Below are 13,829 nucleotides of genomic sequence, written 5' to 3' on the forward strand. Positions count from 1 at the left end.
TGCTGTGCAGTGCTTTACACCTCGATGGACGGGTACAGGCGTTCCATGGTGTAACGCCGGTTGCGGCGCACGGAGAGTGCGCTGATAGTCATCGAGACGAGCAGAATGCCGGTCAGGACGGCGATTGCTGTCCAGAGTCGAGAGTCGACGTGTTCGGCGGTGATGAGTTGCCGGAGGCCATTGACGGTGTATGTCATCGGGTCGAACGGATGAATGTATTGGAAGGGCGTCGCTGTCGTGGGCACTGGGTAGATGCCGCCGGCGGAGACCAGTTGCAGCATCAGGAAGGCCAATGTCACCACTCGGCCGACTGCGACGCCGAAGAGAGCATTGAACATCTGGATCATCGCCAAATACGTCGCCGAGACCAGCATCAGGAACAGGATAGTTCCGGGAACGTGTTTGACGTCCAGGCCGACCCCGATGTGGACCACGGCGTACATCGTGATCACTTGGAGGATGCCGATGAGCAGTGCCGGCCAGTAGGAAGCCAGAACTGTGCGATAGAGGCCGAGGTTACTGACAGTTGCGCGGGATTGTAGCGGGGTCAGCAGCATCCAGGTGATGATGCAGCCGACGAACAGGGCCAAGGAGAGGAAGAACGGCGCGAATCCGGTACCGAATGTGGGTGCCTCGTTGGTGTAGTCCTGCTTGAGTGCGACTGGGGTGGACAGGGTGTCCGCGGTAGCGTTGCGTTGCGCGTCGGTCCAGCTGGGTACTTGCCCAGCGCCCTGTGCGAGTGCGTCTGCCAGTTCGCCTGAGCCTGATTGCAGCTCGACCATCCCCGAAGCTAACTGATCGGCTCCGCTCGCGAGCTGGGTGCTGCCGTCGGTCAACTGGATCAGTCCGGAGTTCAAAGTCGTGGCTCCGGAACTGAGCTGGTCGGCGCCGTCGCGTAGTTGCCGGACGTCGGAGGCGAGCCCGCCGTTTTGCAGCAGCGCGAGTCCGGATTGCAGGGGACTGGATGGATCCGTCAACTGGTATTCGAGCGCGCGCGCATCACCGCTGAGGCGCGCTATCTCCGCTTGTATTGCGGCAGTGTCACTTTGGGGTTGTGCTGCCACGAGAGGTGTGAGAGCTGCAACGGCCTGTTGTGCGAGCGGATCGGTGCTGGGTCCGAGAAGGTCGAGCACCCGCTGGATTGCCGGGGAGACGGTAACCTGTGGCGGCTTGGGGAGGCGATCCCCGAGGGTGGTGAGGGATTGCCGCAGTTGCGCAGCTTGCGCACCGACGTCGGAGACGGCAGTGGAGTCGAGGGCGTTGAGCAGTGGGTCGGCGACGCCGTCGATGGCTGTGGCGAGTTGCCCGGCGCCGGCTGCGAGCTGCGCGGAACCATCGCGTGCGGTGACCATGTTGGTGGCGAGTTCGCCTGCACCGGAGTTCAGTTGATCGGCCCCACCTTTGGCGGTGTCGATCCCGGCCGCGAGGGTCTTCGCTCCGTCGGCAGCCTGGCCCAGGCCCGAACCGGCGGTCTGTAGGCCCGTCAGGACTTGGCCGACGCCTTGGGCGCCGATGGTCGAGTTGACCTGATTGATGACCTGTTCGGACGCGTCCTGCCCGATGATGGTGGCTAGATAATTATTGGCGTCGTTGAAGGTGAAGGTGAGATCGGCCTTCTCGGGGTTGTCACCGTTGGGTGACTCGACAGCGTCGCTGAAGTTCTCCGGCAAGGTGATGGTGAAATAGTACTTGCCGCTCGAGAGTCCGGCTTGGGCTTCTTGATCCGAGACCTCCGCCAAATCAAGTTGCCCGGAGGCGATGAGCGACTTGACGACCTGATCGCCGGCATCGACTTGTTGGCCTGTCGATGTTCGCCCCGAGTCGTTATTGACAATCGCTGCGGGGATCTTGTTCACCTCGCCGAACGGGTTCCAGAAAGCCCACAAGTACATGGCGCCGTAGAGCAACGGCAACAAGATGATGGTGACGATCGCGATTCGTGGCAGGGTGCCGCGGGAGTAGCGTTTGATATCACTGCCCAGAGATATACCTGCGAGCATCGCTCACCGTCCTTCGGTCATGACGCCGATGTCACCGGCGCCCAGCAGGCCGTGCATGTTCACCACGGCATGGACGCCGCTGTCCGGCGGAAGGTCGTTGACATCGGCGGTGATCACCGACTGGTGCTCTCCCAATGCGACCAGTCGGCGTAACAACATTGTCCGCTCGTCGTCGTCGGCGATCTTGTCGACTCGACCCACCACCAGTAGCGGTGGTCTTTTGGTGTTCGCGACGGCGATCCGCAGCAACAGCTGTTGGATCTCCGGGAGATCGTCGACGAAGGCATTGAGCGGGGGGAGGTCTACGCCGCCAAATGTGTACGCACACATATCTGCTACTTGATCTTCGCTCACCCGGGGCACGAACTTGTACCACGGTGAATTCCATCGCAACTGTTCGGTCACCATGTCCCGCACCGTCACCGATGGGCGAACTTCGTCGAGTTCGTTCAGACATGCGATCGCCGAGACAGCCAGAATTCTCGAGGGTTTCTCGTAGCCCAGCACAGTCAATGACCCGGACGACAATCGCATCCGTCCGCATAGTGCCATCAGCAGGGCTGTGCGCGCGGCACCCGATTGCGCGGCCAGGACGGTCACACCGCCAGCCTCGATGTCGATGTCGAGTGGACCGAACACATGCCCCCACGGCCCGTGGAGCTCGATACCGCGGGCGGACACCAACGACCCTTCGACTCGGTCCTCAGGTAATTCCCAACGCTCGAAACGTGTTTCAACCAACTTGGACTCCCGACTCGGTGGAGCACGAGGACACATCGACCCGCTCAGGTGTTCAGCTTGAATTGGCTGCACGTCAGACGGATCAACGCGATGAAGACGTTGTCACAGTATGTTTTTGACGACCTGACCATTTTTGACAATGACGGAGAGATGTTTGGCCGGATCGGCGAGCAGGCTCAGATCCTCGAGTGGATTGCCGTCGACGAGAAGAACATCTGCCCACGCATCCTTGGCGATCACTCCGAGTGGTGCTTGCCGGTACGGATCGCGTTCGCCGGCAAGACGGAAGAGTTCGGCATTTCCCGACGTGAGCATCCGAAGTGCTTCGGCATTGCTGTAGTGATCACCGAGTCGCGCCGCCATTTCACTCTGCCGCGGCGCAAGCTGCGGCTCGAGCAAAAGATCCGTACCCCACGCTGTTTTGACACCGTGCTTGCGTGCCCAGCTGTACACATCGTCAGTGCCGGTGCAGATTTCGCGATCCTTTTCTGCGCGGCCCGGATCCGGATAGTGGTGATCGCCCAGCGCGAAGGGCTGCATCGAAAGCCAGATGTCCTTCTCAGCCATCAGAGCGATCGTCGCCTCGTCAGCGAGATGACCGTGCTCGATGGATTTCACGCCAGCTTCGATGGCGCGGCGAATGCCGGTGACGTTGTAAACGTGGGTGGCGACGTAGGTGCCGTAGTCGGTGGCCGCGTGCACTGCTGCACGAAGCTCGGGATCGGTGAACTGGACCGTGTAGAGCGGGTCGTACATCGACGCAGCGCCGCCGCCGACCATCATCTTGATCTGAGATGCGCCCTTCTTCAGCTGTTCGCGAACAGCTGCCAGTACCCGGTCAGGGCCATCTGCGACGCGCATGAAACCAATTTCTTCGGCGCGAGACTGCTTGCCTCCCAACGCGGTCGGGCATTCGTAGACAAACCCGAAGTCGCCGTGTCCGCTGGTTTGGGAGATGGCAGCCTGGGAAGGGTAGATGCGCGGCCCCTCGAACAGGCCTCGATCGATCACGGACTTGATGCTGCTTGTGTCACCCGCCATGTCCCGGACCGTGGTGAACCCGCGGTGCAGCATGTTCTTTGCTTCAGCGAGGCCGTTGAGTGCGATGTGCGCTTCACTGCCGGTCACCATGTCGACGTATGAATTCGCGTTACCGACCAGGTGAACGTGGGCATCGCTCATGCCGGGCATGAGTACTCGATTACCACCGTCCACGACAGTGGTCTCGCGGCTCGGATCATCCCCGACAGGCGACTCCGACACCGCGGCGATCGTGGTGCCGTCGATCAGAACGTCCCCGGCAACAAGGGTCGAGGAGGTGCCGTCGAAAACACGGACATTGCGAAACAGCAAACGATTTCCAGCTGGAGGAGTGGCTGTCATAAATCGGACATTAGCACCCAAAGTGGAGTCATGCTTCGGTAAAGTAAAAAACAAGCAGATGGTTTTAATTTGTTTCCGCGTACCCGCGGCGGGCGGATCGAAATCAGTGCCTGATGACCAAGGTCCCGAATGGAGGACTTTTCATATCGAGTCCAAGTACACTGCAGCGCATGCTGATTCACCCGACCATTCGAATGCAGTCGTGGGGATTCGTGATCGGATCCGCACTCTTCGCGCTCGGGTCGGCACCCTTCCTGTCGGTCTTCTTCGGTGCCGCACTCGCCAACAGCTTCTTCTTCGCGGGCTCCTGGTTCTTTACCTGCGCGGCTTTCGTTCAGTTGGTGCTGGCCGGGCCAGCAACCACAACCGACTCGGGGCGTCCCGCGATCCGGGCCGTCTGGCTGTCTGCTGCCGTGCAGTTACTCGGGACGATCTTGTTCAACGTCAGCACCGGGGCTGCGCTGCACGCGCTTACGCTACGAGGCGAGATGCACTTGGTCTGGAATCCGAACGCGGAGGGCTCGATAGCCTTCCTCGTCTCGAGCGGACTGGCTGTCCTCATCCTGCTGAGGGAAGGCGCTTACTGGGCACCGCAATCGAAGGAATGGCAAAGCGTGTGGCTGAATACCCTGGGATCCATCGCATTCGGAGTCTCCGCGATCGGATCGTTCGTCTTGCGAGACGGGAACACGTTGGACCCGAACATGGCCAATATCGGAACCTTTGTCGGCGCAATATTCTTCCTGCTGGCATCCGCAGTATTCCTCGGAAGGAGCAGCCGTCCGGCTACTTCTATGGCCGAAGCAGTCTGAACGCGCCACGTCGCGCCCGCAATATCGAGGAATTCGCTGAGGTGGGGGAGATCGCCGACCTGCGCTGCTACGCCCACTCGATCAAGTTCTCAAACTATTGCGGGATGGTTTCGTAAAAGTTCGGCAACGGTATGGGATGTGTTCACTCTGGGATCGATGTTTTGCTTCCATCCTTCTGTGAAGCGCGCGTAGCCGTCGTGAACAGTTCGTTTTCGAGAGGGAAGCAGACCCGTATTTCAGGACAAGAGCCGAACCGTTCGATGATAGTTTCCCGGCTAGATTATCCTCTGATGAAAGGGTCAACGATCGGATACTAAATTGCTATTTTCACTTGCTTTATCGTATTTGACGAGGTGACAAGCGGTCATTCGCCGCTCTGGGGAGTCCGTGTTTCGAACATGCTGTCGATGCGTCAGGAATCTATTTCGGGCAAGCGTTCGCCGGGAGTCGATTTCACCGGTCGTACGCCGCTTCAACAGCGCGCGAACTGCACCTCATTGACACCACGATCCGAGAGTCAGGAGCAGGGCAACGATGAGCGCGGTAGCCGCCGGCAACTACGAGTCGATCCGCTTTCCATCGCTGACCAGCGCACGGATCTCCCGACCTTCCGTATGGCTCAGGCGATGAGAACGTCGAGTCCATATCCGGTGACGAGGCAGATGCCGGTGTCTACTCTAGGCAGGTTCCGCACGCACAGTAACGCATCTGGACTGAATAGAAAGCCTCAGGTTCAAGCGAAATGCCAGAGAGACAGTGTGTGAAGGCGAATTGCTTACGCAATCTAAAGCCGACATTTCGGCGCCACTCGTGTTATGTTTCGATTAGCCACGTAATCCCAGTTGGTTCCGCTCCAGATTTCAGCCATTACCGGGATCTCGGGTAGGAAACCTCGGCACGCCGAGACACAAAATCTCAGATCCTCGCCGCCAGACGTGAACAGAACTGGATCGGTACGGGAGAGTCCGGTATCTCCTTCGAAAAAGCATTCGATCGATATCACTCGACATAGAATGGGGTACCTCCCATGAGTTCGGAAACCCGGCAGGCATCCGCCCGATCAGTACTCGCATCACGTAACACCCTCGCCTTTGCTGTTGGTGGTGCAGGCGGTGACCTTTATCCTCCAGAACCGGGCCGCGACCACGATCCAACTGTTTTGGGTCTCAGTGCAGTCCCCACTCTGGCTCACCCTCGTCGTGATACTCGTCCTCGGATGGATCGCCGGCTTGCTGACCAACCGCCGTGCGAAAACTGCCGACTGAACCTCGAGGACGAAATAATGATCGCAATCCGGAAAACCAAAGTCCTCGGTACATGCGTTCGGGGATCACCGATCGCGTTCCAGACGGCCTTCAAGGGGTTCGACGTCACGGCGTACGGCATCAGCGAGACGCCATTCGCCGCATGTAGACGGGATTTCGAGTCATCGGAGACGTCCAAACGCGACGTCTCCGAGCGGCTGACAGCTCGGTCGCCGTCGTATCCGAAAGATTCTAGTTTACAGCAGATCTCGCTGTCGCTGTCGCGACGTTCTCCTGTCGTCGAGGCGGCCGCTGTATTCCCTACAACATCTTGGCTCCCGGTGTCGCTGTAATGCAAATACTTTCGGCGTGGCCGAAGGAAAACTACATCACCAAGAGAAAACTCGGCATCCATTCCGTGAAGGGTCCTGTCGCCAAACCTCTAAATGAGATGGGGAACAATGTATTACAGCAGTGGAAACTACGAAGCGTTCGCGCGGCCACGCAAGCCTGACGGGGTGGACGGCAAGACTGCATGGTTCGTCGGTTCGGGGCTTGCATCGCTTGCCGGTGCGGCATTCATGATCCGCGACGGCCAGATGGCAGGAAACAACATCACCGTCCTGGAGCGGTTGAAATTGCCCGGCGGTGCACTCGACGGAATCAAGGAACCGGAGAAGGGCTTCGTCATTCGCGGTGGCCGCGAGATGGAAGATCACTTCGAATGTCTCTGGGACCTGTTCCGCTCTGTCCCCTCGATCGAGGTCGAAGACGCCAGCGTGCTCGACGAATTCTACTGGCTCAACAAAGACGACCCGAACTATTCGCTGCAGCGCGTCACCGAACGTCAGGGTGAGGACGCGCACACAGACTTCAAGTTCAATCTGAACTCGAAGGCGCAGAAGGACATCATGAAGGTCTTTCTCACTCCGCGTAGCGAACTCGAGAACAAGCGCATCAACGAGGTGTTCGGCAAGGAATTCCTCGCAAGCAATTTCTGGCTGTACTGGCGCACAATGTTCGCGTTCGAGGAATGGCACAGTGCTCTCGAAATCAAGCTGTACCTGCATCGATTCATCCATCACATCAAAGGCCTGCCGGACCTGAGTACCCTCAAGTTCACCAAATACAACCAGTACGAGTCTCTCGTGCTGCCGCTGTACACGTGGCTGCTCGATCAGGGAGTGAATTTTCGGTTCGATACCGAAGTCACCGACATTGACTTCGATATCACGGGTGAAGTCAAGCGGGCCAAACGCATTCACTGGAAATCCGAGGGTGTTTTGGGTGGGGTCGACCTCGATGACGGCGACCTGGTGTTGACTACCATCGGCTCGCTCACCGAGAACTCGAACAACGGAGACCATCACACGCCGGCGAAACTCGACGAGGGCCCCGCTCCAGCGTGGGATTTGTGGCGTCGTATAGCAACAAAAGACCCCGCATTCGGACGACCAGACGTCTTCGGTGGGCACGTCGCAGAAACCAAGTGGGAATCAGCGACAGTGACCACGTTGGATGCCCGAATCCCAGAATACATCGAAAAGATATGCAAGCGTGACCCATTCAGTGGACGAGTAGTCACCGGCGGCATCGTGACAGCACGAGATTCGAAGTGGTTGATGAGCTGGACCGTAAACCGGCAACCGCACTTCAAACAACAACCCAAGGATCAGATCGTCGTCTGGGTCTACTCACTATTCGTCGACGTCCCCGGTGACTACGTCGACAAGCCGATGCAGGAATGCACCGGCGAGGAAATCACCCAAGAGTGGCTCTATCACATGGGCGTTCCAGTCGAGGACATCCCGGAACTCGCGGCCAATGCGGCGAAGACCGTTCCAGTGATGATGCCCTATGTCACTTCCTTTTTCATGCCCCGTCAGGCCGGTGACCGGCCTGCGGTTGTACCGGATGGTGCCGTCAACTTCGCCTTCCTCGGCCAGTTCGCGGAAACAACACGCGACTGCATCTTCACGACGGAGTACTCGGTCCGCACCGGGATGGAGGCCGCGTACAGCCTGCTCGGGATCGAACGCGGAGTGCCGGAAGTTTTCGGCTCCACCTACGACATCCGCAAACTTCTCCAAGCAACCTACTTCCTCAATGACAAGAAGGAGGAGAGCGTGCCGTTGCCGAAGCTACTTCGCCGCAGACTGGACAAGAAGCTCGACGAGAACGAGATCGGACAGCTGCTGCACCAATACCACATTCTCCCCCGAGAATGACGCTGGTTTCTGAATGTCTCTGTCAATGAGGGCTTCTGAGAGAAAATGCCCGTTCGGCTGTGGTCGAAGGGGCGTCTCGTAGCTGAATCTCGGTCTGGACCTCGGGGCTGAACATCGGGCAATTATGAAGTTCTCGAAGAACTACGGAAGGCAAAATCAATGTGTACCAGGGTGATGTGGCCTGATGCGGCCGGATCTGTTCTTGTCGGACGAAATATGGATTACCATCGGGACACCGGTACGAACCTGTGGTCGCTTCCGCGTGGGATCAAACGCGACGACGGCGTAGGCGGTTCTCTGAGTTGGACTGCCGAATACGGCAGTGTCGTGGCCGGCGCTTTCGACATGATGTCGGTCGACGGTATGAACGAAGCGGGATTAGCAGGTCATGTTCTGTGGCTAGCGGAATCGGATTACGGTACTCACGATACGTCGAGACCGGCTCTGAGCATGGCGGTCTGGCTGCAGTACTTCCTGGACAACTTCTCCACCGTTGCCGATGCCGCCGCGTGGATCAGCGACGTCGACGTTCAGGTTGTCCCACTGGGCGATCCGGCGACCGGCGAAGTGCCTGCAGTTCATCTCGCGTTGGACGATGCGACCGGTGATTCGGCGATCATCGAATACCTGGATGGCAAGGCCACCGTCTGGCACAGCCGCGAACACCTAGTGATGACCAATTCCCCGGCCTACGACAAGCAGATCGAACTTCTCAAAGAGGTCGACGGCTTCGGGGGCGCCAATCCTCTGCCCGGCACCACACTCGCAGCCGACCGGTTCGCCCGCGCCGCATACTACGTAGGCCGACTGCCTCAACCTAAGAGTGAAGTCGAGGCTGTCGCGGGAATGTTCAGTGTGATCCGCAATGCGGCGCAACCTTTCCGCATCCCCGACCCGGACAAACCCTATGCATCGCAGACGATCTGGCAGACGGTGGCAGACTTGACCAACAAGCGGTACGTCTTCGACTCGACCACGCGACCTAATGTCGTCTGGGTGGATCTGGACAAGTTGAACTTCAATGAAGGTGCGCCTGCGGGCAAACTCGATCTGATGGGCGATACATCCCTCGAAGGAGGGCTTGCCGGCAACGTCTCTCGCCGATTCGAGAAGACAGCCGCGATGAAATTCCTGACCCTGCCGACCTGATCGAAGCCAGCAGTTCGCAGGGAGGGGGGCCACCCAGTCAGGTGGCCGCCCTCGGCGTCGCTGCTCGTGACCGATATGCCACCGTCGAGACAACTCCGATCCTCCTAGGGGCGCATCATGGATACCGCGGACCCGTTGCCTTCCTCTCCCGTTACAAAAGCGCTTACGAGTGACGCCCACCCGAGGGTGAGTTGGCTACCGCTGGTACTAGTGTGTTTCACAGGGTTGGTATCTGTGTTCAACGTGACGGCGCTGCCGATGGCGATCAGCGGCATCGTCGACGGCCTGGACACCACCATCTCGAACGTGCAATTGGCGATCGTCGCTTACGGGGTATTCGTCGCAGCCTTCACGATCACGGGCGGCAAGATCAGCGGCGTGCTCGGTGCCAAGAATGCTCAGCTGCTCGGGCTGGGCATCTATGCGTTCGGTATGCTGTGTTGCTTTCTGGCACAGAATATTTCAATGCTGATTGCCGGCGAGGCGATCGCTGGACTCGGGGGCGCGCTTCTCGTGCCCAACGCGTTGGCGATTCTGGGGCAGGCGTATTCCGGTCCACAACGAACCGTTGCGGTATCGGTCCTGGCGGGTACGACCGGTATCGGTGCCGCGTTTGCTTTGTTGGTTGGTGGTCTGCTCGTCCAAGCCTGGGGATGGAGGGCGCCCTTCGCGCTCTTGCTCGCCATCACGGCAGGAACAATCGTCATCGCATCACGTGTGGCCCTTATCCGGATTCCATTCCGTGGGTCCGTCGACAAGACGAGTATCGCGCTGTCTGCCGTCGGGGTGCTGTTGTTGGTCGCCGCCATCAATCAGATCGGATCATGGGGGCTCGTTCTCGCCGCCGAGTCCGCACCGGTGAGTGTGCTCGGACTCTCGCCTGTGCTCGCATTGCTGGTGATCGGCGGCCTCGTCCTGCACACGTTCGCCGCCCGCCAGCACTTGTTGGTCCGGGGAGAAAGAACACCGCTACTCGAACCTTCGGTGTTCGAGTCTGGTCTCAACCGAGCGTGTTTGAGTGGGTTGGTTGCGATAAACCTGTTGATGGCCGGTGTGAGCTACCTGCTACCGCTGTACACCCAGATGGTATTGGGCAAGAGCCCTCTGGGCACGGCAATGATACTGATACCTATCTCTTTGGCCGCACTCGTCTCCGCGGCTGCAACACCTGCACTGATGCGACTGCTTGCGTGCCGATGGCTCCTGACAGGGGCGCATGTACTGGCCGCCGCGTCGGCGATTCTGTTGGCACTGACCATCTCGAACCAATGGTCCGGTGCATGGACATTGATCAGCGAAGTGTGCTTGGGTCTCGGCATCGGAGTCGGATTGAGTGCGGGCAGTGCGCTTCTCATGGAGACCAACCCTCCTGCTATCGCGGGTGAGATCGGCAGCGCTCGAGGAATGGCGAACTTTCTCGGCCTGTGCACCGGCACCGCCGTTGCCGGGGCGGTCCTGATGTCCGTGCTCGCGCAGTCTGCCTCGGTCCGTATCACGAACAGCCCAGATCTACTGTCCAGCGGCAGTATCGAGGTAACGGCCAGTTCGGTCAGTTTCGTCGCCAACGATGACCTCCGCGCCAGTCTCACTGGGCTGGAACTGACCTCGGCGCAACTCGATCAGGCGGTGGAGATCAACGTCGAATCCAGGCTGATTGCGCTGCGGGCGAGCCTCTCTGTGCTCGGGTTAGCGGCGCTCCTCCCGATCGTGACGTTCCGCCACCTGCCGACTCGCCGTCAGGAAGCGGACTGATGCGACTTCGGCCGCCTGCGGCGCCATGCCGGTGGAGAGCGACTGCGCGTCACGATCTTGAATAGTTTTGTAGAGCAATAGACGTAACGCGGAGTAGTGCATCCCGACCTGCGGCAGGATGCACTCAACTTCTCGACGTCTGCATCGTCGGCGTGTAGAGGGCGTTCCAGCCGGGTGGTTCCTGCGGAGGTGGTGGAGATGAAGCGATGGTGCCCTAGCCAGCCGTCCGGCTACTTCGTTAGTACGGTCGCGAGTGCAGCGCTCAGATACGGAGTGATGTTCTCGACGACCCGCGTCACGATCGCAGTGGCAACGTCGGCGGGTTGCAGTGGCACCGACGGCGTCTGCGGCAGTGCCGGGGGAGCAGGCGGAGCGGGCTCGGACATCATCGGCGTATAGGTGTTGTGCTTCGTGAAGTAGCCGAAGACCGAATCCACGAACACCTCGGGCGCATCACGCGGCTTGGGCATGTTGCAGATGCCGTCACCCTCGATGCAGACTTCCTGCACTGCGATGTCTCCGAATCCGCCGCGTGCTCCGGACATCGTCGCTCCCGGAATGACATTGGGTACTACGGTTTCGATGCCCCCGGCCGAGTTGCGAGGGTCGGCGTAGAGGACGCCTTCGACTTGCGACTGCGGAATGGATCCGTCGCGTGCGATGTCACCGAGAACGTCGCCGGCAATACGCGCTCCCTGTGAGTATCCGGTGACGACGATCTCGCTGCCCGGGCACTGAGCGTGGAAAGCGTTGACTTCAGTGCGAAGCGTCTGGGCGCCGGCGGCAACGCTCTGGTCGTACGTCTGATCGCCGAGCGGCCAGAAGCTGGCGGGGTAGGTCACCGGCTTGGAGGCGTAACCCTGGGCCACGTAGCGGTCGGTGACGGGTTGCGTCGTTTGTCCCGTCGGATCCCACGTTCCGCCGACCGCGAATACCGCACCGGCAGGGCACGACCCACTGTCATTCGGGTCCGCTCCGGCAGGCACCGACATCACAAGAGTCACCCCCGCTGTGACTGCAACCGTGCATGCCACTGACATCGCGTATTTCCTCATCGGGCCTGTCCCCATCTATCTACGTTCTCGTTCACTGGCGAGACAACCCGCGGTCCGACGCGTTTCGTTCGGTACTGAAGAGAATGGTGATGGGGCGATAAGTCCTGGAGGTAATCCGTGCGTAAACAGGAAGTTGCCGACCGACGCTGTTTGCTACCAGCGTGTGTGGCGCGTCACGGCGTCGGGACCTGCGGTGGGTGATCCGGTTCGAGGAGGGTTCCGATCGCCTTGCCCATCGGCACGGCGTTGTTGAGGTCCGCGTTGGTTGTCGGCCCGAGCGTGGCGTAGACGACGATCGTCGTCTTCGAGTCGGGGTAATAGAGCGCAAGCCCGTTGTAGCCGCCGTACGACGGGTTCATCACAAGCCAACCGTCGAGGTGCCCGGTCCCGAAGGAAAAGAACTTGTCCGCCGTCATACTTCCCAAGCCCGCAGTCGTCGGTGCCATCTGCTGCTCGAAAGCTTTGTCGGAGAGCAACTCTCCCGTTCCGAGCGCGCGCACCCACTTTCCGACGTCGGCGACAGGCGCGTTCATGTTTCCGCTGTGCAGGAAAGCCGTCGGATTCCAGAAAGTGGAGTCTTCGAATACTCCGCGTTCATTGGTGTAGCCGTGCAAAATCGGCTCGTCCATCTGCGACGTGAGCACAACGCTGCTGTGATCCATCCCGAGTGGATCGAAGACGCGCTGCTGAAGTAGGTCGCCCAGCGGTTTTCCAGTCGCTTTCTCCATGACGTCGCCGAGCAGCGTCAGGTCGCTGTGCGCGTACGCCCAACCGGTGCCGGGTTCGAACAGCGGTGGGCGGGAGTTGGCAAGATTCAGGATCTCCTGAGAAGTCCAGCCTTTCATCGGGTTGTCCGTGAAGAGTTTGAGGAACTGTGGATCGGTCACGTAGTCGGAGATGCCCGACGTGCTGTTGGCCAGCATTCGTGGAGTGATGGTCTCTGCGCGTGGAAAGTTCGGTTCCCACTTCGCGATCGGTTGATCGAGGGGAAGCGTTCCCTCTTCGTCGAGTTGCAGCAGAACTGTCGAGAGCATCGGTTCCATCGGCTGACCGACGCGCAACTGCATGTCGGTTGTCGCCGGAACTCCGATAGGGGACTCTCCGACGGCACCGAGAGCAATCTCGTCGTCGCCCCGCCACACTCCGAACACGGCGGCACTGAGGCCCAAGTCGGCCACTTGACGGCGGACGAGGTCCGCGATCTCGTTGGATTCCTGACTGCTCGCGGTGCTGGGAGATGCGCTGCTCGTGTTTGTTGCCGAGTCCTCGTCGGAACTGCACGCAGCGGTTGCAATGGCAAGGGTCAAGGCGATCGACAGAGCAGCTAGCCGCACCCGAGTGCGGTGGTGGGAGGAATTCATGCCTGCGATCCCTTCGATGTGGAAATCGAGCAACCGACGCCTAGCAATGTCCCAATTGACTGAATTTAGCGCAGTTCGAAGGGGGAGGGAACAGATTGACGGTT

The 13,829-nt window shown here is 59.6% G+C and carries 10 protein-coding genes and 1 pseudogene; 6 read left to right on the forward strand and 5 right to left on the reverse strand.

What is annotated here, in order from left to right; genetic code table 11:
- Positions 1-14 precede the first annotated feature (14 nt).
- The 3 genes from FEZ59_RS03650 to FEZ59_RS03660 form a co-directional block, all read right to left on the reverse strand.
- Positions 15-2,000, reverse strand: coding sequence for a YhgE/Pip domain-containing protein (locus FEZ59_RS03650; protein ID WP_021332381.1), 1,986 nt, complete (start codon positions 1,998-2,000; stop codon positions 15-17).
- Between the two features lie 3 nt (positions 2,001-2,003).
- Positions 2,004-2,741, reverse strand: a complete 738-nt coding sequence (locus FEZ59_RS03655; protein WP_225989416.1) for a hypothetical protein — start codon at positions 2,739-2,741, stop codon at positions 2,004-2,006.
- Between the two features lie 102 nt (positions 2,742-2,843).
- The gene (locus FEZ59_RS03660; protein WP_019746879.1) at positions 2,844-4,124 is read right to left on the reverse strand and encodes an amidohydrolase family protein; all 1,281 of its coding nucleotides are present in this window, start codon (positions 4,122-4,124) and stop codon (positions 2,844-2,846) included.
- 170 nt (positions 4,125-4,294) lie between these two features.
- Between FEZ59_RS03660 and FEZ59_RS03665 the strand changes: the two genes are divergently transcribed.
- The 6 genes and pseudogenes from FEZ59_RS03665 to FEZ59_RS03685 all read left to right on the forward strand — a co-directional run bounded on the left by FEZ59_RS03665 (position 4,295) and on the right by FEZ59_RS03685 (position 11,309).
- The gene (locus FEZ59_RS03665; RefSeq protein WP_019746880.1) at positions 4,295-4,936 is read left to right on the forward strand and encodes a hypothetical protein; all 642 of its coding nucleotides are present in this window, start codon (positions 4,295-4,297) and stop codon (positions 4,934-4,936) included.
- Positions 4,937-6,048: 1,112 nt separating this feature from the next.
- Positions 6,049-6,201 carry a DUF1049 domain-containing protein gene (locus FEZ59_RS03670; RefSeq protein WP_225989417.1) on the forward strand — a complete coding sequence of 51 codons (153 nt, stop codon included), beginning with the start codon at positions 6,049-6,051 and terminating at the stop codon, positions 6,199-6,201.
- 17 nt (positions 6,202-6,218) lie between these two features.
- A pseudogene (locus FEZ59_RS29915) lies at positions 6,219-6,329 on the forward strand (3-hydroxyacyl-CoA dehydrogenase); the annotation flags it as partial.
- Positions 6,330-6,641: 312 nt separating this feature from the next.
- Complete coding sequence (locus FEZ59_RS03675) at positions 6,642-8,408, forward strand: oleate hydratase (protein WP_029537529.1); 1,767 nt, start codon at positions 6,642-6,644, stop codon at positions 8,406-8,408.
- A 159-nt stretch (positions 8,409-8,567) separates the two neighbouring features.
- Positions 8,568-9,557, forward strand: coding sequence for a linear amide C-N hydrolase (locus FEZ59_RS03680; RefSeq protein ID WP_021332382.1), 990 nt, complete (start codon positions 8,568-8,570; stop codon positions 9,555-9,557).
- Between the two features lie 117 nt (positions 9,558-9,674).
- Complete coding sequence (locus FEZ59_RS03685; RefSeq protein WP_274601724.1) at positions 9,675-11,309, forward strand: MFS transporter; 1,635 nt, start codon at positions 9,675-9,677, stop codon at positions 11,307-11,309.
- A 230-nt stretch (positions 11,310-11,539) separates the two neighbouring features.
- On the opposite strand, the gene FEZ59_RS03690 is transcribed toward FEZ59_RS03685, so the two are convergent.
- Positions 11,540-12,349 carry a PE-PPE domain-containing protein gene (locus tag FEZ59_RS03690; RefSeq protein ID WP_021342854.1) on the reverse strand — a complete coding sequence of 270 codons (810 nt, stop codon included), beginning with the start codon at positions 12,347-12,349 and terminating at the stop codon, positions 11,540-11,542.
- Between the two features lie 188 nt (positions 12,350-12,537).
- Positions 12,538-13,725 (reverse strand): serine hydrolase domain-containing protein, encoded by a 1,188-nt coding sequence (locus FEZ59_RS03695; protein ID WP_021342855.1) that lies wholly within the window; start codon positions 13,723-13,725, stop codon positions 12,538-12,540.
- Positions 13,726-13,829: the final 104 nt, after the last annotated feature.

Origin of the sequence: Rhodococcus sp. MS13 (assembly GCF_013277835.1) — a bacterium.
GTDB lineage: Bacteria > Actinomycetota > Actinomycetes > Mycobacteriales > Mycobacteriaceae > Rhodococcus_F > Rhodococcus_F erythropolis.